The following is a 25758-nucleotide window of genomic DNA, read 5'->3' as shown; positions in this document are numbered from 1 at the left end:
CCATCCATGTGCACCACGTTGTTTTGAGCAGCTTTGACCCCCAAAAAAAAGTCCGCGATTATGTTTTAATTTAATTTTTTAGATAAATTAAAAGTTCTCACTAACTCAGGGGCGGGCATGGCTAAGAAACTCAAAGTCGTCATCATGACGGGCAAATCCGAAGATGTAGCGGTCGATATTGTGCAAGGGTCGGGGGACGCCGGACTGCCCACCCGCATTCGGGTTGAAACAGGGGCCGGCTTCGCGCTGCGCGAAGTGGAGATTCAAGGCAGGCCCAAGCCTCTGAACGTCAAAGGCAAACGCGTGGGCAAAGATTTGCATGTGTTCTTTGATGAGCACCGCAATGCCGACTTGATTCTGCTCAATTACTACGAGGTCATGCCTGAGGGGGTCAACAGCATCATTGGTCAGGCAGAAAACGGGGCTTTTTATGAGTACTGGTGGGTGGCCGACACGCAAGCAAAGACTTCGGTGCTAGCACTGGGCGAAAGCGGTACGAGCGTACAACTTGTACTGGGGGGCGATGCAATAGCAGGCATGAGCCCGGCCCTGGCGGCGCTGACGCCGGCGATTGCGGGGTCGGGTGGTTGGTTGGTCGCTGGCGGTGGGTTGGCCTTGGCCGCGACTGATTCGGACACCACGCCCGATACGCAAGCACCCGCCACACCAGCGGCCTTGAAGAACTATGTCGACAACACCGGCGCAATACAGATTGCTTCGAGCGCCGCCGCCACAACTGATGACACGACGCCGGGGTTTTACATCGGCACCAACCAGACAGACAAACCCAAGCTGTATGTGGACGGCGTGTTCACGCCCTCTGTGTACGACCCGGCCACAGGCATCCTGACACCGCTGGCACCTCTGTCCGAAGGCGTTCACAGCCTGAGCTACACGCTGACAGATGCCGCCGGCAACGAAAGCAGTCAAAGCCCGGCGATGTTTCTCACCATCGACTCCACGGCGCCCGACGCGCCCACCGTCAACCCACAAACCACCAACGACACCACGCCAGTCCTCACCGGCACGGCTGAGGCTGGCAGCACTGTGACCGTCACCGTGGGCGGCGCCACCTACCAGGTCACCGCCAACAGCGCTGGCGCCTGGAGCCTGGACACCGGAGTCGCCACGCCCACATCGGGCAGCTTCAACCTCGGCTCGGATGGCCTCAAAAACATCACCCTGAGCAGCACCGACGCCGCCGGCAACAGCACGGACGGCAGCGGCAGCCTCACGCTCGACACCACCGCGCCCGACGCCCCCGCGTTCACAGCCACCGACGAGCAAAGCCCGCTCACTGGCCTCATCACCAGCGGCACCATCACCAACGACACCACCCCCACCCTCAGCGGCACCACCGAGCCGGGCGCAACAGTCAATGTCTTTGACAACGGCACGCTGATTGGCACGACCACGGCGGGTGGGGACGGCACCTGGCGTTTCACGCCGACCACCTCACTGGCCGAAGGTGCGCACAGCATCACTGTCACCAGCACCGACACGGCAGGCAATACCAGTGGCAGCTCCGAACCGTTGCCGTTCACGGTGGACACTACCGCGCCCGGCAAGAACCCCGATGGCTCCGTGGGCAGCATGCCTGCGCCCGTCGTGGCCGTTCCTGAAGGCATCAACGACGTCAACGCACAAGAAGTGTCTGACGGCGTGCAAACGCAAGTCACGCTGCCGACCGGCACCGTGGCGGGCGACACCCTCACGCTGACCGTGACCCATCCTGACGGCCGCCAGACCAGCGTGCCGTACACCGTCACAGCGCAAGACGTGATCACCAATCCCGCCAGCGTGAGCGTGGCCGTTCCAGTTGCCGATTTGAGTGCCAATGGCCAAGCGATCGACGGTGCCTACAGCATCAGCGCCACCGTGACCGATGCTGCGGGCAACCGAAGCACGGCGAGCGCCCCCGCGACTTTCACACTCGACACCGCCGCGCCCAGCGTACCCACGTTCACGGTCACCGACGACCTGGCCCCGATCACGGGTGCCATCCTCAGCGGTGCGACCACCAACGACACCACGCCAACTTTCAGCGGCACGGCCGAACCCGACGCCACCGTCAGGATTTACGACCAGGGCACGCTGATTGGCACCACCACGGCGGGCAGCGACGGCACCTGGCGTTTCACGCCGACCACGCCACTGGCCGAAGGCACTCACAGCATCACCACCACCGCCACCGACACGGCGGGCAACACCAGCGGCACTTCCGCGCCTTTACCGTTCAACATCGACACCACCCTCCCGGGCACGCCAGGTCTGGCGATTGAAGAAGCGGCAAACGCTGTGAGCAGTGCTGAAGCCATTGATGGCGTGCAAACGCAAGTCACGCTGCCAATCGGCACCGTGGCGGGCGACACCCTCACGCTGACCGTGAATGGACCGAGTGGCACGCACCTCGTGACCTACACCGTCACACCGGAAGACCTCTCAGCAGGCACAGCCAGCGTCACCGTTCCGGCCCAAAACCTCAGCGCCAACGGCGAGTATGCCGACGGCAACTACACCGTCAGCGCCACGGTGACCGATGCCGCAGGCAACCAGGCACCGACGAGCGCCGCCGTAACTTTCACTCTCGACACCACCGCGCCCAACGCACCCGGCTTCACCACGGCCGACGACGCCTTGCCGATCAGTGGCACCGTCAATGCCGGGGACAACACCAACGACACGACCCCGACTTTCAGCGGCACGACCGAACCGGGCGCCACCATCACGATCTACGACAACGGCAATCCGATTGGCACCGCCACAGCGGGCAGCGACGGCACCTGGCGCCTCACGCCCACCACCCCACTGGCCGAAGGCGCGCACAGCATCACCACCAGCATCACCGATACGGCTGGGAACACCAGCGGTTTCTCCGCACCCCTGCCGTTCACCATCGACACCACCCCAACGGCTGCGCCGACCCTGTCCATGGCCGAAGCCACAGGCGATGTCAGCGCCACCGAGGCCGTCGACGGCGTGCAAACACAAGTCGCGCTACCAACCGGCACACTGGCCGGTGACACCATCACGCTCACGGTGACCCATCCCGACAACACCACCAGCACGGTGGTCTACACCGTCACGCGAATCGACATCGCAGCGCAGACCGCCACCGTCACCATTCCGGCCACCCGCCTGAATGCCGATGGCCATTACGTCGACGGCACCTACGGTGTGACGGCGACTGTCACGGATGCTGCGGGCAATGCCAGCCCGGCCAGCGACAGCAGTGCCTTCACGCTGACCACCACCGCCCCAGACTTCATGGCCACCGACGATGTGAATCCGGTGGCCAGCGCCATCGCCAACGGCGCCACGACCAACGACACCAAGCCCACTTTCAGGGGCGGCGACCTGACTGATGGCGACATGGTCAACATTTTCGACAAGGGTCAACTGATCGGTACCGCGGCGGTGGGCAGTGACGGCGCCTGGAGTTTCACGCCGACCACGCCCTTGGTCGATGGCGCACATGACATCACCACCACGGTGACCAACGCGTCGGGTACCGGCACGCCCTCGGTGCCGCTGAGTTTCACGGTAGACACCATCCCGCCAGGCACCAACCCCGACGGCACCTTCGGCAGTATTCCGACCCCATTGGTGGCGATGGCCGAAGCTTTAGATGGCGTGAATGCGGTTGAAGCCGTCAATGGCGTGCAAACGCAAGTCACACTGCCCACCGGCACCGTGGCCGGCGACACCGTCACGCTGACGGTGACCCGTCCCGACGGCAGCACCAGCACCGTCACCTACACCGTGACGGCCAACGACGTCACGGTCCAATCGGCCACCGTCACCATCCCGGTGCAAGACATCAGCGCTGCCAACGGCAATTACGCCGACGGCAACTACAGCGTCAGCGCCACCGTCACCGATGCCGCCGGCAACGCCAGTCCCGCCAGCGGCAGCACCCCGTTCACACTGGACACGACAGCCCCCAGCGCCCCAAGCAACAGCGCCACCGACAACACCGGCACGGCGCAAGGGACTATTTCGTCCAACGGCAGCACCGACGACACCACACCCAGCTTTGGCGGCACCGCCGAGCCAGGCTCGACCATCACAATCTACGACAACGGCACGCCCATTGGCACCGCCACGGCGAGCAGCGACGGCAGCTGGCGTTTCACGCCGACCACGCCGCTGGCCGATGGCGCACACAGCATCACCACCACCGCCACCGACACGGCCGGCAACGAAGGCCCGTCCAGCACTCCGGTCAATTTCACGGTTGACACCAACGTACCAGGGGCACCAACTCTGACGATGGCCGAAGCAGCGAATGGTGTCAGCGCGGCCGAAGCCAGCGATGGCGTGCAAGCGCAAGTCACCCTGCCGACAGGCACCGTGGTGGGCGACACCGTCACACTCACGGTCACTGGCCCGAGTGGCACCCACACGCTCGCCTACACAGTGACGGCCAACGATGTCGCGGCCAATCCCGCCACGGCCACCGTCACCATCCCAGCCGCTGATCTCAGTGCCAACGGACAGTATGCCGACGGCAGTTACACCGTCAGCGCCACGGTGACCGATGCAGCGGGCAACCAAAGCCCGGGCAGTGTGCCCACCAGCTTCAGCCTCGACACCGCTGCGCCCAGCGCGCCCAGCAACAGCGCCACCGACAACGCCGGTGGAAACCAAGGGGCCATGGCGTCCAACGGCACCACGGACGACACCACGCCGACTTTTAGCGGCACCGCCGAGCCAGGCTCGACCATCACGATCTACAACAACGGCGCACCGATCGGCACCGCCACGGCGGGCAGCGACGGCAGCTGGCGTTTCACGCCGACCACGCCGCTGGCCGATGGCGCACACAGCATCACCACCACCGCCACCGACACAGCGGGCAATGAAGGTCCATCCAGCGAAGCGTTGATCTTCACCGTCGACACCCAAGCCACGGCCGCACCAAGCCTGGCGATGGCCGAGGCCGCCAGCGGCATCAACGCCCAAGAAGCGTCTGACGGCGTGCAAACGCAAATCACACTGCCCACCGGCACCGTGGCCGGCGACACCGTCACGCTGACGGTGACCCGTCCCGACGGCAGCACCAGCACCGTTAACTACACGGTCACGCCCAACGACGTCACGGCCCAATCGGCCACCGTCACCATCCCGGTGCAAGACATCAGCGCTGCCAACGGCAATTACGCCGACGGCAACTACAGCGTCAGCGCCACCGTCACCGATGCCGCCGGCAACGCCAGTCCCGCCAGCGGCAGCACCCCGTTCACACTGGACACGGCAGCCCCCAGCGCACCCAGCAACAGCGCCACCGACAACGCCGGTGCAAACCAAGGGGCTATTTCTTACGACGGCAGCACCGACGACACCACACCCAGCTTTGGCGGCACCGCCGAGCCAGGCTCGACCATCACAATCTACGACAACGGCACGCCCATTGGCACCGCCACGGCGGGCAGCGACGGCAGCTGGCGTTTCACGCCGACCACGCCGCTGGCCGATGGCGCACACAGCATCACCACCACCGCCACCGACACGGCCGGCAACGAAGGCCCGTCCAGCACCCCGGTCAATTTCACGGTTGACACCACGGCGCCCGACGCGCCCACCGTCAACCCACAAACCACCAACGACACCACGCCGGTCATCACAGGCACAGCCGAAGCTGGCAGCACTGTGACCGTCACCGTGGGCGGCGCCACCTACCAGGTCACCGCCAACAGCGCCGGCGCCTGGAGCCTGGACACCGGAGTCGCTACGCCCACATCGGGCAGCTTCAACCTCGGCTCGGATGGCCTCAAAAACATCACCCTGAGCAGCACCGACGCCGCCGGCAACAGCACGGACGGCAGCGGCAGCCTCACGCTCGACACCACCGCGCCCGACGCCCCCGCGTTCACAGCCACCGACGAGCAAAGCTCGGTCACTGGCCTCATCACCAGCGGCACCAGCACCAACGACACCACCCCCACCCTCAGCGGCACCACCGAGCCGGGCGCAACAGTCAATGTCTTTGACAACGGCACGCTGATTGGCACGACCACGGCGGGTGGGGACGGCACCTGGCGTTTCACACCGGCCATCCCGCTCACTGAAGGCGCGCACAGCATCACCACGCAGGGCACAGACACCCTGGGCAACACCAGCGGCCAATCGGCGCCGCTGAACTTCACCATCGACACCACAGCCCCTGTGGTACCAACCGTCAACCCACAAACCACCAACGACACCACGCCGGTCCTCACCGGCACGGCTGAAGCTGGCAGCACCGTCACCGTCACCGTGGGCGGCGCCACCTACCAGGTCACCGCCAACAGCGCCGGCGCCTGGAGCCTGGACACCGGAGTCGCTACGCCCACATCCGGCAGCTTCAACCTCGGCTCGGATGGCCTCAAAAACATCACCCTGAGCAGCACCGACGCCGCCGGCAACAGCACGGACGGCAGCGGCAACCTCACGCTCGACACCACCGCGCCCGACACTCCGGCCACGCCCACCCGCTACGCCGACGATGTCGCCGCGGTCGTCAACCCCAACAGCACGGCGCCCACCACCAACGACACCACACCGGGCATGAACATCGGCACCGGGCTCACCGACACACCGAGCCTGTACGTCGATGGTCAAAAAGTGGAGGCCATCTACGATCCAGTCACCGGCACCCTGACGCCGGTGACCCCGCTCACCGATGGTCTGCACGACCTCACGTACACCCTCACCGATGTCGCCGGCAACGAAAGTGAGCCCAGCGGTACGCTCAAGCTCAACGTGGACACCACCGCGCCGGGCTACAACCCGGACGGCACCCCGGGTACGACCCCGACCCCGGTCGTCGCCATGGCCGAAGCCGCCAGCGGCATCAACGCCCAAGAAGCGTCTGACGGCGTGCAAACGCAAATCACACTGCCCACCGGCACCGTGGCCGGTGACACCATCACGCTGACGGTGATTCACCCGGACAACACCACCAGCACCGTCAACTACACGGTCACGCCCAACGACGTCACGGCAGGTACGGCCACCGTCACCATCCCGGTGCAAGACATCAGCGGCGCCAACGGCAGTTACGCCGACGGCAACTACAGCGCCAGCGCCACCGTGACCGATGCTGCGGGCAATTCCAGTCCGACCAGCACCGCCACCGGTTTCGTCTTGGACACCACCGCCCCGGCCACGCCAGCCGCGCCCACCAGCTACAACGACAACGCAGCGCCGGTGCTCAACGCCACCAGCACAGCGCCCAACACCAATGACACCACCCCGAGCCTGAACGTGGGCACCGGCTTGACCGACACGCCCGCCCTGTACGTTGACGGCCAAAAAGTGGACGCCACCTACGACCCGGCCACCGGCACGCTGACGCCAACTACACCACTGGCCAATGGTCCGCACACACTGAGTTACACCCTGACCGACGCCGCCGGCAACGAAAGCGACCCAAGCCCTGCGCTCAACCTCACGGTGGACACCTCGGTGCCGACGACCCCTGCTGTGCCGAGCGGCTATGCCGACAACATCGGCAGCGTCCAGAGCACCACCAGCAGTGCAACCGTCACCGACGACGACACGCCGGGTCTGAACATCGGCACCGTGCCTGCGGGCACTGCGCCCAGCCTGTACGTCGACGGCCAAAAAGTGGACGCCACCTACGTCAACGGCGTGCTCACACCCACCATGCCGCTGGCCGATGGCCCACACGAACTGAGCTACACCCTGACCAACGCCGCAGGCACCGAAAGCGCTCAGAGCCCGTCACTCAGCCTCAGGGTCGACACCCTCGCCCCAGACACCCCCGCTGCGCCGACCACCTACGTCGACAACATCGGCTCCCTGCAGAACCCCGCCAGCACCGCACTGACCACGGACGACACCGCACCGGGCCTGAACATTGGCACGGTGCCTGAAGGCACCACGCCCAGCCTGTATGTCGATGGCGTCAAGGTGGATGCCAGCTACGTCAACGGCGTGCTCACGCCCACCACGCCACTGGGTGACGGCACGCACGCGCTCGCCTACACCCTCACGGACGCCGCTGGCAACGAAAGCGGCCAGAGTGCCGCGCTCACACTCGTGGTCGACACCCTTGCACCGGCCACCCCGGCGGCGGCGATCAGCTACGCCGACAACACCGGTGACCTGCAAAGTGCTGTCAGCAGCGCGTCTGTCACCGACGACACCACACCGGGCCTGAACATTGGCACCCACCCGACCGACACGCCCAAGTTGTATGTAGACGGCGTGCTGACGCCCGCCAACTACAACCCGGCCACCGGCACGCTGACGCCGACCGCACCGCTGGCCGATGGTCCGCACACCCTGAGTTACACCCTGACGGACGCTGCCGGCAACGAAAGCGACCCGAGCCCAGCACTGCATCTCACCGTCGATGCCATGGCCCCTGACGCACCTGTCATCGATGGCGTACAGGATGACGTAGCCCTTGTTTTCGGCAACGTCGCCCCTGGCGGCAGCACCAACGACACCACACCCACCTTCACCGGCAAGGCAGAAGCGGGCAGCACCGTCACGCTCTACAACGGCACCACCGTGCTCGGTACCGTGGTGGCCAATGCCAACGGTGACTGGAGCTTCACGCCGACGACCCCGCTGACAGAAGGTACCTACAACGTCACCGCCACGGCCACCGATGCTGCAGGCAATACCAGCGACAGCAGCAGCCCCTACTCCGTCACCGTCGACACCACCCCGCCCGGTATCCCGACGATCACCAGCGTGACCGACAATGTCGATCCGGTCCAAGGCACCGTCGCTGACAACGGCAGCACCAACGACACCACGCCCACTTTCCGTGGCACGGCCGAGGCAGGCAGCACCGTCACGCTGTACAACGACGGCACCGTGCTCGGCACCACCACGGCCGACGCCAACGGCGACTGGACCTTCATCGCCCCGACCCTGGCTGACGGTGCCTACAGCATCACCGCCCAGGCCACCGACGCCGCGGGCAACACCGACAGCGCCAGCAGCGCCTGGAACTTCACCGTGGACGCCACCGTGCCCACGCAGACGGTGCAATTCACGTCCATGACCAAGGACAGCGGCAGCGGGACCGCCAACGCCGACTGGACCACCGACAACGCCAGCGGCGGTCGCCTGGTCAGCGGCACGCTCAGCACTGTGCTGGGCACAGGGGAGCAACTGGCCGTTTACAGCAATGGCAACTTCATCGGTTACGCCACCGTCGCCACGGGCAGTACCGCCTGGGTCATCACCGACCCAAGCGATTACACCGCCGGCTGGACTTACACCGCCAAAGTGGTCGATGCCGCAGGCAACGCGGGCAGCGAGCAGACGCAAACCGTCACGCTGGGCAGCGCGGTCGCCGGCTCCGCTGGCGCCACCACCACCGCCGACACGCTCAGCTACACCGGCGGCGTTCGCAACGCCCTGGATGGCAACGACGGCATCACTGCCACCATCACCAACCTGCAAAGCATCCTAGCTGGCGGCGGCCTCATCGTCGGCGGCACAGGCATTGACACGCTTGTGCTCGCGGCCAACACCACGCTCGACCTCGAAGTGCTGACCCACAACCAGACGGTCAAAGCCATTCAGGAAGTCGAAGTCTTCACCTTGCAAGGCGATTCGACCGTCACGATGTCGGCCAACGACGTGCTCTCGCTCGGTGGTGCCAACGCCACCACCATGAGCGGTTACAGCTTTTCCTCCACTGTGCAAACAGCCGATGGCTCGGTGGCTGCAACCGGCTCCACCCAAAGCACAGGCAAGGTGCAGTTCGTGGTCAACGGCACCAACACCGACACACTGAACCTCAACGCACTGCTCAACGACGGCGTCACCGGTCTGGGCGGCGTGGTCGGCAACACCGGTCTGACGGGCCAGTGGGACTACAAGGGCCAGGTCACTGTCATGGGTGTAGATGCCATTGAGCACACCTACAAGGTCTATGACCACAGCACCACTGGCGCGCAAGTGCTGGTCGATCTGCCCGTGATCGTCAACATCATCACTCCGGTCACCATCACCACCATTTCTGCCGATACGGGCGTGGGCACCAGCGACTTCGTCACCCACGACGCCACACTCATCTACAGCGGCAAGCTGCCCACAGGCTTCAACGCCACCACAGAAAAGCTCAAGATCGAGGTCGTCGACAGCAGCAATGCCGTCGTCTACAGCGGCTACGCCACGGCCAACGGTGCCAACTGGGCGTGGGACGACACCTCGCAAACCCTGGCCGATGGCCGCTACACCCTCAAAGCCACCGTCGTTCAAGCCGCGACCGATGCTGTGGTCAGCAGCTACGGTGCCAACGGCAGCACCACGCATGTTCTGACCATCGACACCGGTGTGCCCAATGACGGCGTGGCACCCACTGTGGAAATCACCACCGACGTCAACAACGACGGCACCATCGACGCCACCGAGGGCGCGGGCGCCAACGTCGGCGTCCAAGTCAGCTGGACAGGAACCGTCAACGTCGGCGATCAGGTCGTCATCACCGATGGCACTGCAACGCGCACCATCACATTGAACGATACCGATGTGACCAACGGCTACGTCACCACCAGCTTCGCCAAGCCGGCCGACGGCAGCACCTTGGCGGTGACCGCGCACATCGTTGACACCGCTGGCAACACCAGCGCCCAAGGCAGCGGCAGTGCGACCGTCGACACCACCGCGCCCGACATTCCGCTCATCGTCAGCGCCAACGACGACGTGGCACCTGTGACCGACGCCTTGGCCCACAACGGCAGCACCAACGACACCACGCCCACTTTCCGTGGCATAGCAGAAGCGGGCAGCACCGTCACGCTGTACGACGGCACCACCGTGGTTGGTACAGGCACGGCCGATGACAGTGGCAACTGGACCATCACGACCAGCGCCCTAACGGCAGGCAGCCACACCATCACCGCCACCGCCACCGACGCTGCCGGCAACACCGGCGACGCCAGCAGCAGTTTCAATTTCACGGTCGACACCACTGTGCCCAACGCGCCGACCATCACCAACGCCACCGATAACGTGTCGCCCGCGGCCGGCATTGTGGCCAACGGCGGCAACACCAACGACCCCACGCCCACCTTCAGCGGCACCGCCGAAGCGGGCAGCACCGTCACGCTGTACAACGGCAGCACCGTCATTGGCACCGGCACGGCCGATGCCAATGGCCAATGGGCCATCACCACCAGCGTCCTGGGCGAAGGCACTTATGACTTCACCGCCACCGCCACCGATGCAGCCGGTAATGTCGGCGATGCCAGCGGCCCCTACACCGTCACCGTCGACACCACCGCACCCGCTACCCCGAGTGCGCCCAGCACCTACGTTGACAACGCGGGCACCCTCACCAACCCGACCAGCTTGGCGGCCATCACCGACGACAGCACGCCGGGCCTGAACATCGGCACCGGTCTGACCAACACGCCCAAGCTGTACGTCAATGGCGTGCTCACACCGGCCACTTATGACCCCGCGACCGGCACGCTCACGCCGACCAGCCCGCTGCCCAATGGCACCCATGCGCTCACCTACACGCTGAGCGATGCCGCTGGCAACGAAAGCGGCCAGAGCGCATCACTCAACTTCACCGTTGACACCCTTGCTCCCGGTATCCCAACCATCACGAGCGCCAACGACAACCAGGCACCGGTGATAGGTAATGTCGCCAAAGGCGGCAGCACCAACGACACCACGCCGACCTTCAGCGGCACCGCCGAAGCAGGCAGTACGGTCACGCTGTACGACGGCACCACCGTGGTCGGTACAGGCACGGCCGACGCCAGCGGCCGCTGGTCCATCGCGACCAGCACGCTTGCCGATGGCACCCACAGCATCCAGGCCACGGCCACCGATGCCGCCAGCAACACCAGCACCACCAGCAGCCCTTACACCGTCAAGGTGGACACTGTTGCGCCCGCCACGCCGAGCGCACCCACCACTTACAACGACGACTTCGGCAGCAGCCAGGACTTCTTCAGCAGCGAGGCCATCACCGATGACAATACGCCGGGCCTGAACATCGGCAACGGGCTGACCGGTGCACCCAAACTGTATGTGAATGGCGTCCTCACGCCCGCCACTTATGACTCGGCCACCGGCACGCTCACACCCATCAGCCCGCTGCCCGAAGGCACATACACCCTGACCTTCACCCTGACGGACGCCGCAGGCAACGAGAGCGGCCAAAGTGACCCACTCAGCCTGACCGTGGGCACCCCGCCGCCCGCCACCCCGGTCATCACCAGCGCCAATGACAACACGGCACCCGAAATCGGCACCGTGGCCAACAACGGCAGCACCAACGACACCACGCCAACCTTCACCGGCACGGCCGTTGCGGGCAGCACGGTCACGCTTTACAACGGCAGCGCGGTGCTGGGCACCACCACCGCCGATGGCAGCGGCAACTGGACCATCACCACCGACACGTTGGCAAACGGCACTTACAACTTCACATCCAAAGCCACCGTCGATGGCAGCACCAGCCCCGCCAGCGGTGCCTACACACTCCATGTCGATACGCAGGCGCCTGCACAGGTGGTGCAGTTCACCTCGATGACCAAAGACACCAGCACCAGCGTCGCAACCGCCGACTGGAACACCGCCGACGCCAGCGCTGGCCGTCTGGTCAGCGGCACACTCAGCGCACCGCTGGGTGCAGGTGAGCAACTCGCGGTTTACACGAACAACGGCGCCACCTTCATCGGTTACGCCCATGTTGCTGCCGGTGCCACCGCATGGGCCATCACCGATACCAACGGCTACACCGCTGGTTGGACCTACACCGCCAAGGTGGTCGACGCCGCGGGCAACACCGGCCCAGTGCAAACCCAGGTGGTCAACACCGACCTGAGAGCCGACCCGCCACTCATCACCACCGTCAAGGACAGCGCCGGCACCAACATCAGCTCGGGCGGCAGCACCGCCAACACAGTCACCACCGTCGCGGGCACCAGCGAAGCCAATGCCACGGTTTATGTCTACGACAGCACCAGCACCAACCTGGTGGCCACCACCACGGCCAATGCCAGCGGCCAATGGACGGCCACCATCGCCGCGCCCACGGCGGGTGCGCACAGCTTCACCGCTGTGCAGCTGGACACAACAGGCAACCAGAGCGTGTATGCCGCACTCTGGACGGTCACCAGTTCGGCCGGCACCAGCCAGTTGAGCAACGGCGACTTCAGCACCGCGTCGCAGAGCGGTTTCACATCGCCCAATATGACCTGGAGCAGCAGCATCAACTACGGTGCCACAACCAACAACGCGGCCATTGGCGCACTTGCACTGACCGCAGGCACCACCAGCACCAGCACGTCGGGCACAGCCACAAACATCAGCTGGAACAAAAAGTCCATGGCTGCATTGGGCAACCCCGACGGGACTATGACGGGTAACCAGCTGCTGGTGAACATCGCCAGCAGCACCAAGGCTGTGTTCTGGCAGTCCACGGCACAGGTCGAGGCGGGCAAGAGCTACACCTTCAAGCTTGACTACGCCATCAACCAAGGTGACGGCAACATCGGCGGCGGCAGCCTGGGCACCGATGTGGATGGCACCTCGCTGACCATCTACAACGTCAAAAACAAGGAAAGCGGCCACTACACCGTGGTCTACACCGCGACCAGCACCAAGACCATCACCCTGTCGCTTTGGGGTACCAACGCAATCGCCAACTCGGGCTCCTTTGGTGATCTTGTGGTCGACAACGTGTCCTTCATGCCGAATACACCGGCGGGCAACAACACCATCGTGGCTGGCAGCGCCCCCAACGGCGTATCCAACGCCGACGATCCGGGTCTGACCTACACCAGCGGTGCCCTGGACGCCAAGGTCGGCAACGACACCATCACCGTCAGCAGCAACGGCTTGCAAAGCTCGCTCGCTGCGGGCGGCCGCATCAACGGCGGTGCGGGGGCAGACACCCTCAATCTCGCGGCCAACACCACGCTGGACCTGGAAGCCCTGACCAGCAACCAGACCGTCAAGCCTATCCAGGAAGTGGAAATTTTCACGCTGCAAGGCGGCTCCACGCTCACCTTGTCGGCCAACGACGTACTCTCACTCGGCGGCGCCAATGCCACCACCATGAGCGGCTACACCTTCGCTTCCACCGCGCAAACGGCGGTTGGCTCGGTGCAGGCCACCGGCTCCACCAGCAGCACCGGCAAGGTGCAGTTCGTTGTCAACGGCTCCAGCACCGACAAGCTCAACCTCGACGCCTTGCTCAACGACGCCGTCACCGGCCAGGGCGGCGTGATCGGCAACACGGCCCTGTCGGGTCAGTGGGATTACAAAGGGCAGGTCAGCCTGGCCGGCCACACCTACAAGGTCTATGACCACAGCACCACCGGTGCGCAGGTGCTGGTCGATCTGGCGGTAACGGTCAACACCAGCACGCCGGTCACGATCCATGCCATCAGCGCCGACAACGGTGCCAGCGCAGCCGACTTCGTCACCAACGACCCGACTCTGAGCTACAGCGGCAAGCTGCCCAGCGGCTTCAACGCCACCACCGAAAAGCTCAAAGTCCAGATCCTCGATGGCAGCAACGCGGTCGTCTACAGCGGCTACGGCGCCGTCAACGGCGGCAACTGGACTTGGGACGATACGGCCCACACCCTGGCAGCAGGCGGCTACACCATCAAGGCCACCGTGGTCAGCGCCAGCACCGACGCCCTGATCAGCAGCTATGGGGTCAATGGCACCACCACGCAGGCCTTGGTGGTCGACACCAACGTGCCCAATGCCGGTGCAACGCCCACCGTGGAGATCACCACAGATGCCAACAACAACGCCATCATCAACGCCAGCGAAGGCACGGCAAGCACCGTCAGCGTCAAGGCCAGCTGGACCGGTACCGTCAGCGCAGGCGACCAAGTGGTCCTCACCGACGGCACCAACATCCAAACACTGGTGCTGAACGCCACCGACATCAGCAATCGATACGTCACCACCACCTTTGCCAAACCGGTAGATGGCAACACGTTGTCGGTCAATGGGGTGATCAAAGACACCGCAGGCAACACCACGACCGCAGGCAGCGACAGTGCGTATCTCGATTTCACGGCGCCCAACGTCCCAGGCATCGGTACCTACAACGACAACGCGGGCACCAGCACCGGCAATTTGGCCAGCGGCAGCACCACCGACGATGCCACACCCACCTTCACCGGCACGGCCGAGGCCGGCAGCACCGTCACGCTTTACAACGGCAGCACAGTGCTGGGCAGCACCACGGCCAACGCCAGCGGCGCCTGGAGCTTCACGCCAAGCGCCGACCTGGCGCCGGGCAGCTACAACATCACCGCAAAGGCCACAGACGCCGCGGGCAACACCAGTGCTGCCGGCGATGCGTTTGCGGTGACCATCAACCTCAACAACGCGCCCGAGTCTTCCGCTGACACCGTGCTCAACACGCTGCAGGCTTTACAAGCACCCTCCCTCAGCATCACGGACAACGTGAACGCCACCAGCGCTGCCAACAGCAGTGAGGTGACGTTCACTTTCACCTTTAGCGAAGCGGTCAGTGGCTTCACTGCTGACAGCGTGAGCATCAACGACGGCACCAAGGGTGCGTTCACACAAGACACGACCAATCCCAAGGTGTACACCTTGGTGGTCACCGCGCCATCCAGCAACGGCGGCGCCATCGGCGTGAGCGTGGCCAGCGGCAGCTACGCGAGTGTCAGTACCGGCTTGGCCGGACAAGGCGCAACGGCTACGCAGTACTACGGCGCAGACCCTGCGCCTGCGGGCGCGGAAGCCTTTGTGGCCAGCAGCGGCAGCTACCTCAAGTACGCGTCCTACTACCCGGTGGGCGACAAGACTTACCTGATCGGCCGCATCGGCAACGCTTTTTCGTGGAGCAGCCTTGATGCTAACGGCTCAGTCAGCACCGTCGACACCAAAACGGGTGCCGTTCTGTCCACTAGCGTAGGCAACAGCCTCACAACAGGCTGGGGTTATGGCTACGTCGGCGTCAGCCCCAACACCGACAGCCAGGGCAACTTCTATGTCACTGGTAACTACAGCACCAGCACCCTCGACAACGGCAACCTGACGCTCAGCAAAGTGGGCGCTGATGGTGTGATTCAAAGCACGATCGAGGTCACCACGGCGGTCCTCGGTGACAAGGTCCCGAACGTCTACGCCACGGCCAGCTGGCTCAATGCCGACAGCACGGTCAGTGTGGCTTACGTGAGAGGTAACTACCTGTACCTGACCCAGGTGAACCCTGCGACAGGCGTGACCCTTGCCACCGAGCCAGAAGCCTTGATCACGGCACCTCAAACGGTATCTGGCCGCACGCTTCAGCCTGTCCAACTTCCGGACGGCAGCATCTTGCTGACGGCCGAGGCGACCGGCAACAACGTGACCTACCTGCGTTTTGTCAACAACACGCTCGTGTCCAGCTTCGACGTCAACCTGCCCAGCTCCGACACCTGGCTAAACACCATTGTGCTGAGCGATGGCCATGTGGCCACGCTGGGTTTCAGCGCCATCACCCAGTCGCTCACCCTCAAGATCGTTGATCCCCTGTCGGTCAACGCCGACAAAGTGGTCAGCAGCTTCACTTACACCCCGTCACAATTCTTGCCGGCCGGTCACACCCTCGCTAACTACAGCGATTACTTTGATCTGGTGCAACTCAAAGACGGCAGCCTGGTGATTGCGGGCACCTCGGACTACCTGACCAAAAACTACCTCATGCTGCTCAACACTGACGGCAGCATCAAGGTGGCCCCCTTCACAGTGGATGCTCAGGCTTCTCGATGGGCGCCTTCTTCGGGCGGCGATGCCGAAACCATCAGCCTGCTTGCGCTGGACGATGGCAGTTTCCAGATGCTGTACCAGGACAGGTTTGACACCAGCAGTGATCGAATCAAAACCATCACCTTTGGCCCCTCCGGCACCATTGTGCAGGCTGGCGCCAGCGCAGGTGGGACCGACACCTTCACCGGTGGGGACGGCAACGACACCTTCAGCGCCAACGGCGGCGCCGACCGCATCCTGGCCGGCGCGGGCAACGACAAAGTCATCATCAACAACGACAACGTCACCCAGCTGGGCAACACCAACACCATGCTGCTGGACGGCGGCACGGGCATCAACACGCTCAAGCTGGCCGACAGCGGCGCCGCGCTGGACCTGACCAACGCCACCGTGGCGGCGAAGGTGCAGGGCTTCAGCAGCATCGACCTCACGGGCACCGGCGACAACACGCTCAAGCTCGACGCGACCACCGTGGCCCGCATGGGCCAAGGCCTGGCCACGTCCGACGGTCGGTTCATGGTCGTGAACGGCAACACCGGCGACGCTCTTCAGCTGGCAGGCCGCTGGACGCAAGGCAGCGCCACCGCCAGCGGTGCCGATCTGGTCGCCAGCCTGGGCGCTGGCCACGGCTTCGTGGCAGGCATGCAGTACGTGGCCTACACCCAGGGCAGCCAAGTGGTCTATGTGGCTGAGCCCGTGAGCACCACGACAGACGTCATGGCCACCAACCCGCAAGGCATCACCACCACCGCGGCCACCGTGGCCGAGTTGTTCGAAGGCGCCTTCTCCGATGCCGACACCGGCCAGGCCTTCAAGGGCGTGGTCGTGGTGGGCAACAGTGCGGGCTACGAGTGGCTGGACGGCAGCACTTGGACGGCACTGCCTGCCGCCAGCGACGCCGCAGCCATCTTTTTGGCGGCCAACACCCAGCTGCGCTACAACGGGGCCCTGGCCGGTGCCAGCGCCACGACCCCCGGCGCACTGACCGTGCGCCTGGTGGACAACTCAGGCGCCAACGCCTCGGCCAGCCTGGCCAATGGCGACGTGGTGAATGTGAGCAACTCGGGCACAGGCAATGGCGGCAACACCGCTTACAGCGGCACCACCACCGAGCTGGAGTGGGACACCACCCCGCCCGCGGCTCCCGCGATCACCAGCTACGCCGACAACGTGGGGGCATCGCAGCCCACGGCAGCTGCCAATGGCAGCACCACCGACGACGCCACGCCCACCTTCACCGGCACGGCCGAGGCCGGCAGCACCGTCACGCTGTACAACGGCAGCACAGTGCTGGGCAGCACCACGGCCAACGCCAGCGGCATCTGGCGCTTCACACCGAGCGTCGACCTGGCACCGGGCAGCTACAACATCACGGCCAAGGCCACCGACGCGGCGGGCAACACCAGTGCTGCCGGCGATGCGTTTGCGGTAACGGTGACAGTGACGGTGGTAGACAACACGGCACCAACCGCGGCCGTCGTGATGATGGACACGGCCCTCAAGGTGGGCGAAGAGAGTCTGGTCACCATCACCTTCAACGAAGCGGTCACCGGCCTCACAGCCAGCGACTTCACGGTGGACAACGGCACGCTCAGCGAGCCGGTCAGCAACGACGGCGGCGTCACCTGGACTGCCACCTACACGCCCACGACGGGTGTGGAGGACACCACCAACGTGATCACGCTCAAAGACAACGGGGTCACCGACCTGGCCGCCAACCCGAACGCGTCCGCTGACTCGGCCAATTTCGAGGTGGACACCCTCGCCACCGGCGCACCCAGCCTGAGCGCTACAGAAGCCCTGGAGGGCGGCATCAACGCCACCAAGGCCGCCAACGGCGTGGACACCACCGTCACCCTGCCCACCGGCGCCGTAAGTGGTGATGTGATCACCCTGACGGTGACCGACCCGAGCGGTGACGAGCGCACCGTGCTGTACACCGTGCTGCCGACCGATGTGAGCCAGGGCAACGCGTTGGTCACCATTCCGACCAATGGCATCGACGAAGACGGCAGCTACAACGTGGTGGCCACCGTCACCGACGCAGCGGGCAATACCAGCGTGAACAGCAGCACGGCCACCTTCAAGCTCGACCGCAGCCTGAAAACACCCACCTTGTCGCTGAACAGCGACAGCGGCTGGCTCGCCATCGACAGCATCACTGCCGATGGCAAGGTCAACGTCAATGGGCTGGCCAATGGCGGCACCTGGGAATACACCACCAACAAGGGCCAGAGCTGGACCGCCGGCACCGACAGCAGCTTCGTGCTGCCCCAGGGTGAATACGCTGCGGGCAGTGTGCAAGTGCGCCAGACCGTGGCAGGCGTCACCAGTGACCGTGCCCAGCTGGCCTACAACACCGAGCAACAGGTCTCGGTCGACAGCACCAACTTCCAGACCGACTCCAAGGTGGTCCAGCTCGACAATGGCAACACCCTGGTCATCTACTACCAGGGCAGCAGCGCGGACAAGGGCTCTACTGTGGGGCGCATTTATGACGCCGACGGTCTGCCCCTGGGCGGCACATTTGTGGTCACCCCCAACGGCATCCTGGCCGATCTGACAGCAGTGCCCGGCGGTGCCTTTGTGGTGAGTGAATTCACCCCCGCATCGGGACAGACCGGTGTGAGCGGTGTTTTCATCCACAACAACGGCGCCGTGAGTGTGTCGGAATTTGCAGTCGCCAGTGCCGGCAAGCAGATGCAGACCTGCACCCTGAGCAACGGCGACGTGGCGGTGGTCTGGCGCGTCGACAACGCGGGCACCACCAAACTCTGGGGCAGCGTCTACAGCGCCGATGGCACCCTCAAGACCAGCGCTACCGTGCTGGCCAGCTTTGCGGACGCCGACTTGCCAAGCAGCATTTATGGCGAAAGCCGTGAGCTCGACATTGCGGCGGGCAGCAATGGCCAACTCGTCGTCAGCTGGAACGGCCTGGGCGACGGTGTCGGCCTGGGCGTGTTTGCGCGAACCTTCGAGGCCAACCTCAGCCCGGTCGGCAACGCAATTCAAGTGAATACCGTCACCAACAACGACCAGTTGTACCCAGCCATCAGCACGTTGGCCGATGGCTCGTACGTGGTGTCCTGGATGTCCAGAGGGCAAGACGGCATGACCCTGGCGCAGAACCTGCGCGTGTTCAACGCCGACGGCACAGCCAAGACAGCTGAGATTCCGGTCTATACCCGCACGGCAGGCGGTTACGAGGGTTACGGCGACGTGGCTTTCCTCAGCGACGGGCGCATCGTGGCCATCTGGGCTGAATACGACATGGTCGGCAGCAGTGACTATGACCTCAAAGCCCGTTTCTTTGATGGCAACACGGGCGCTGCCATCGGCTCGGCTTTCGCGGTCAACACCGACACAACGGGCTGGCAATGGTTCGCCTCGGTGGCACCCAAGGCAGATGGTGGTTTTGTGGTGTCGTGGACTTCGGGCAACGACGCGACCACACGCCTGCAACACTTCGACGCCACCGGTCAAAAGACCGGCACCCTCCTGGTGGACACCACGCTGCTGGCACCAGCCCTCACACTCAGTGCCGCTGTGCAGGATGGCGTGAGCGAGCAAGAAGTCGCTGCGGGTATCACTGCCGGCGCGGTCAGCGCCGAAGCCGGATCGCTGGTCACCGTGACCTTCAGCAATGGCAGCAACACCATCAACAAATTCGTTGTGGGTCAGGGTGCTGGTACGCCTGTGAGTGTGGCCCTCAGCAGCGCAGAGCTCAATGCGCTCAACCGCAGTACCGTGACCATGACTGCCTCGGCCACAGACGCCGCAGGCAATACCAGCGACATCAGCGATACCTTCGTTGTGAATTTGCCCACGACCGTCACCCGCATCAACGCACCGACGTCGGTCAACGAGGGCAGCATCCTCGTGTCCACGGTCACACTCAGCGGCACAGCCGGTTCGGCAGCCATCCCCTTCAGCCTGGGCGGTAACGCCACCAGCGGGGTGGACTACAGCACGACCGTGTTCAGCAACGGCGTGGTCTATGACACGGTCGCGAGCACCTTGAGCGTGCCTGTCGGCGTGAGCAGCTTCACCGTGTCGCTGCCCATCGTCAATGACAGGATCACCGAAGCTGCCGCAGAAAACGTGATCTTCAACGTGGGCGACCAGTCGCAGACGGTGACGATCAACGACACCTCCTCGGCCACCAACAGCAGCCCTGTGGTCAGCCCCACTTACGCCATCAACGGCGCCAGTTCTGGCGACAGCAGCGGCTGGTCGGTGTCGAATGCCGGTGACGTCAACGGCGACGGACTGGCCGATGTCATCGTTGGGGCCAATTCTGCAGACGTCAGCACAAGCTCGAACGCGGGCAAGAGCTATGTCGTGTTTGGCCAAATGGGCACGCCTGCGGGCATCGACCTGTCGGCCGTGGCTCTGGGCAGCGGCGGCTTTGTCATCAACGGCGCCCTGGCGAGTGATCAGATTGGCCAGGTGGTGTCTGCCGCAGGTGACATCAACGGCGACGGCTTGGCCGACGTCCTGGTCGTTTCTTCAAGTTCCTCCAACAAAGCCTATGTGGTGTACGGCACCACCGCCACAGGCCCCGTCAATCTGGGCTCTTTGCAGGCCCGCCAAGGCTTTAGCATCAACGCGACCACCAGCACTTCTGTGGCTTTTGGGGCATCGTCAGCCGGGGATGTCAACGGGGACGGTTTTGCCGATCTCATTCTCAAGGGCAACAACCAGGCCTTTGTGGTGTTGGGCAGCAGTACGCAAGGCAACCTGCAACTCAGCAACGTGGTCAATGGCGCCGGCGGTTTCCTGATCAGCGGTATGCAACAGGCTGGTGAGGCTGCTGTATCGGCCGCAGGCGACTTCAACGGCGACGGCCTGACCGACCTGATCGTGGGCAACCCAGCAGGCTCCGGCAACAACACCGGCAGCAACACGGGGGTGTCGTATGTGATCTATGGCACCACCTCCACGGCGACGGTCAACGTGGGCACGATGCAGGCCACTCAGGGTTTCGCCATCAACGGGCAAACGACCAACGAATACTCGGGCACCTCGGTGTCTGCGGCAGGCGACGTCAACGGCGATGGCCTGGCCGACGTGATCGTAGGTTCCTACAATGCCGACCCCAGCTCTGGCAGGCTCGACGCCGGGCGCAGCTATGTGGTCTTTGGCACCACCGGCCTGCCGGCCAAGGTGGACCTGTCGGCCATTGCGACCGGCACCAGCAGCAGCGGCTTTGTCATCAACGGGCAATACGACAGCGACCAAAGCGGTATCTCGGTGTCGTCAGCCGGCGACATCAACGGCGACGGCCTGGCCGACCTCATCGTTGGGGCCACCTTTGCACCGTACAGCGGCTCTATCGGCACGGGACGCGCTTATGTGGTGTACGGCAAAGCTGGCTCCACGGCTGTGGAGTTGTCGGCCATCGTGGCCGGCAACGGCGGTTTTGTGATCACCGGCCAGATCAGCAACGACCGCTTTGGCACGTCCGTGTCGGCAGCAGGCGATGTCAACGGCGACGGCTATGCCGACCTGATCGTGGGTGCGCGCTATGCAGACCCTGCGGCTGGCGCTGAAGCTGGCAAGTCCTACATCATTTACGGCGGTCCGCAGTACATCAGTGGCTATGTGGCCACAGGTACCGGCACCGTGTTCGACGAACTCGTGGTCGGGACCGCCAATGGCGAGGAGCTCAGAGGCGGCGGCGGTGTTGACCGCTTCAGCGCCGGTGCGGGCAACGACACCATCGTGCTCACCGCCAGCGACATCACCCACCTCGGCAACACCACGGTGGGCGGGACCAAGGCCTATGTGCAAGGCGGCGAAGGCTATGACACCGTTCAACTGAGCGGCGGCACCAGCCTGAACCTGACCACCATCAGCAACGCCGGCGGCATGACCGGTGCCACCGGTGAGCAGCTCAGCCGCATCAACAGCATCGAGCGCATCGACCTGGCCACCGACACGGCGGCCAACATGCTCACACTGACGGCCACCGACGTGAAGGACATGGCGGGCTTCAATACCATCCGCCTCGGCGGCACAGCCGCCACCAACCCCGATGGCCAAGTGTGGACCAACGTGAGTGGCACAGCGCTGGGCACCACCACCAACTACCACCAGATGGTGGTGGACGGCGACGACAACGACGCCCTGCTGCTGGCCATCGACAACGGCAGCTGGATCAATGTGGGCCAGGTCAGCAACGGCAGCACCAACTACTGGGTCTACCAAAACGAGGGCACCCGCTCGCAGGTGCTGGTGAGCGCGGCCATGACGGTCTACAACAACGACCCGTATGTGGCGCCGGTCACCCCGGCCACCTTCTCCACCACCAACGCGGTGCTGGGTGCCGGCTCTTACGTCAGCTATGCCGGCGACGTGAACGGTGACGGTTACGACGATGTGACGGTGGTCTACGCCAAAAGCACGATCAACCAGAACAAGGTGTATGTGGTGTTTGGCAATTCGGGCAACCTGATGCCCACCAACCTCAGCGCCATATCGGCAACACAGGGCTTTGTCCTGACCGATGGCGTTGCCAACGACAAGACTGTGTCAGCGCACTACGCAGGCGACCTCAACGGCGACGGACTGGCCGATCTGGTGGTCGGTTCCATGGGCGATAACAACAACAGCGGCCGGGCTTATGTGGTGTATGGCCGCGAAAGCGGTTCGGCCATCACGCTCAGCTCCAACATGGGAACCAACGGCTACGTGATCGAAATGACCGCCGGCTCACAGGCCGCAGGCAGCGATGTGAGCACGGCAGGCGACTTCAACGGCGACGGCCTGGCCGATTTGCTGATTGGCGCGTCTTCGGCCCAGAAAGCCTTTGTGGTCTACAGCCAGCGCAACTACAGCGGGGCCACCATCAGCCTGGATGCGCTGGGCACCAATGGCCTGACGCTGACCACGGGCTTCAGCAACTCGGGTTTTGGCGCCAGCGTAGGCAACCTGGGGGACATCAATGGCGACGGACTGGCCGACATCATCGTCAGCGGTTCGGGTTCAGGCTTCACAGAAGGCGTGAGCTTTGTGGTGTTTGGCCGCAACACCACCGGCACCGCCGGCGTAGCCAGCTTGGGCACCAGCGGCTTCCGCATCGACGGTGCGGCCTCCAACACGTTTGCCGATTCATCAGCCGGGGCAGGGGATGTCAACGGCGACGGCATTGCCGACTTCATCATCGGCGCACGCGGTAATGGCGCTGCTTCCAATGCCTATGTGATTTTCGGCAAAAACAGCCTGGCAAGCACCACCGTCAACCTCGGTCAGGTGGGCAGTACCGTGGCCGGCTTCCGAATTGCGAGCCTGTCCAATGGCGAATCGCTGGGCAGGGATGTCTCGTATGCCGGCGACATCAATGGCGATGGCTTGGCAGACGTGGTCGTGGGGGCCAATTTGACAAATGCCAATGGCACCAATTCCGGTCGTATCTACGTGGTCTATGGCAAAACGGACAACACCACTGTGTATGCGTCGGACCTCGTGACGGGTAAGGGCGGCTTTGTCATCAATGGCGCGTCAGCCAGTGACAACTTGGGCAATTCAGTGTCCAACGCGGGCGATCTCAATGGCGACGGCTACGACGACATGATCGTGACGGCCTATCTGGCCGGCACCAACCAAGTGGGCAACAGTTATGTAATCTATGGCGCCCCCAGTTACCTCACAGGCTCCGTGGCCGCCGGCACCGGCACCCTCATGGACGAGCTGGTGATGGGCTCCGACGGCGCCGACACCCTGACGGGCGGCGGCGGCCTGGACCGCTTCAGCGCAGGGCGTGGCAACGACACGATCGTGCTGACCGCCGATGATGTGAGCAACCTGGGCATCAACACCGGCACTGCCAGGGCGTTTGTGGACGGCGGCACCGGTTACGACACACTGCGCCTGGACGGCAGCGCGGATCTGGACCTGAGCACCATCACCCACATCGACAGCATGGGTGGTATGAGCACCAGCCGCATCAACAGCATCGAGCGCATCGACCTGGGGGCCACCAACGGGCAAGTCAACACGCTGACACTGACGGCGCGTGATGTGAACGACATGGCCGGCTTTGACACCATTCACCAGGGCCTGAGCGAAGACGCTCGCACCTGGATAAATGGCACCTACACGCTGAGCAGCACCATGCAGTACCACCAGCTGGTGGTCGAAGGCGGCAGTAACGATGTGCTGAACCTGAAAGGTACGGTTGGGGTGTGGGCATCCAGCGGCACGGTCAGTGCTGACGGCGCCACGTACAACGTCTACACCAACGCGGCTTCGAACTCACAGGTGTTCGTGGCCAATGACGTGAGCGTCGGCCTCAACATAGCCCCCATCGTGTTCGACCTGAACCGCGACAGCACCATCGGCTACACCCAGCAGTTGATGGACGTGAACACCGATGGCAAGCTGGACTTCAGCGCCTGGGCCGCCCGCGAGGACGGCGTGCTGGTGTGGAACAAGTTTGGCGATGGTGTGGTGACCGACGTCAGCCAGTACGCCTTCACCCTGTACGGTGGCCGCACCGACTTGGAAGGTTTGCGCATGGCCTTTGACAGCAACGACGACGGTGTCTTCAATGCACAAGACGCGAAGTTTGCCGAGTTCGGCGTTTGGCAAGACGCCAACGGCAGCGGCGTGAGTGATGCGGGCGAATTCTGCAGCCTGAGCGACCTGGGCATCAAGGCCGTCCACCTCCACAGCGACGGCATTGCCCGCGATCCGTCCACGGGTGTGACCGAAGCCGGCCGCACCACGGCCGAGATGACTGACGGCAGCACGCTGGTGGCGTCCGATGCGGCATTCGCCTTCGAAACGCTGACCGAGCTGAACCTGAACTTGCAACAACTCCAGGTGCTGAGCGACCGTGATGAGCAGGTTTTGTTCGATGAGCGCACGGACTCCGCTAGCAACGCCGCCTGGACAACGACAGGGGCCACCCATGAGGACGGTCGAGTCTTGGACGTCTACCCAAGCAACAGCGACATGTATTTGAAGCTGCTGACAGACCAACGCATCGCCTTGAGTCAATTGCACCTCATGTGA

The 25758-nt window shown here is 64.1% G+C and carries 1 protein-coding gene; it reads left to right on the top strand.

The annotated features are described in order from the left end of the window. The first annotated feature begins 117 nt into the window (after window positions 1-117). Window positions 118-25758 (top strand): Ig-like domain-containing protein, encoded by a 25641-nt coding sequence (locus tag ACHEXL_RS13955; protein WP_416560000.1) that lies wholly within the window; start codon window positions 118-120, stop codon window positions 25756-25758.

It is taken from the genome of Limnohabitans sp. YIMB22184 (assembly GCF_048020265.1).
Lineage (GTDB): Bacteria > Pseudomonadota > Gammaproteobacteria > Burkholderiales > Burkholderiaceae_C > Limnohabitans_A.
This window is presented reverse-complemented; position numbering and strand designations above follow the sequence as displayed.

Excerpts from the sequence above, each read along its gene's own strand:
- ACHEXL_RS13955 (WP_416560000.1), top strand. The coding sequence starts at position 118 with ATGGCTAAGAAACTCAAAGTCGTCATCATGACGGGCAAATCCGAAGAT.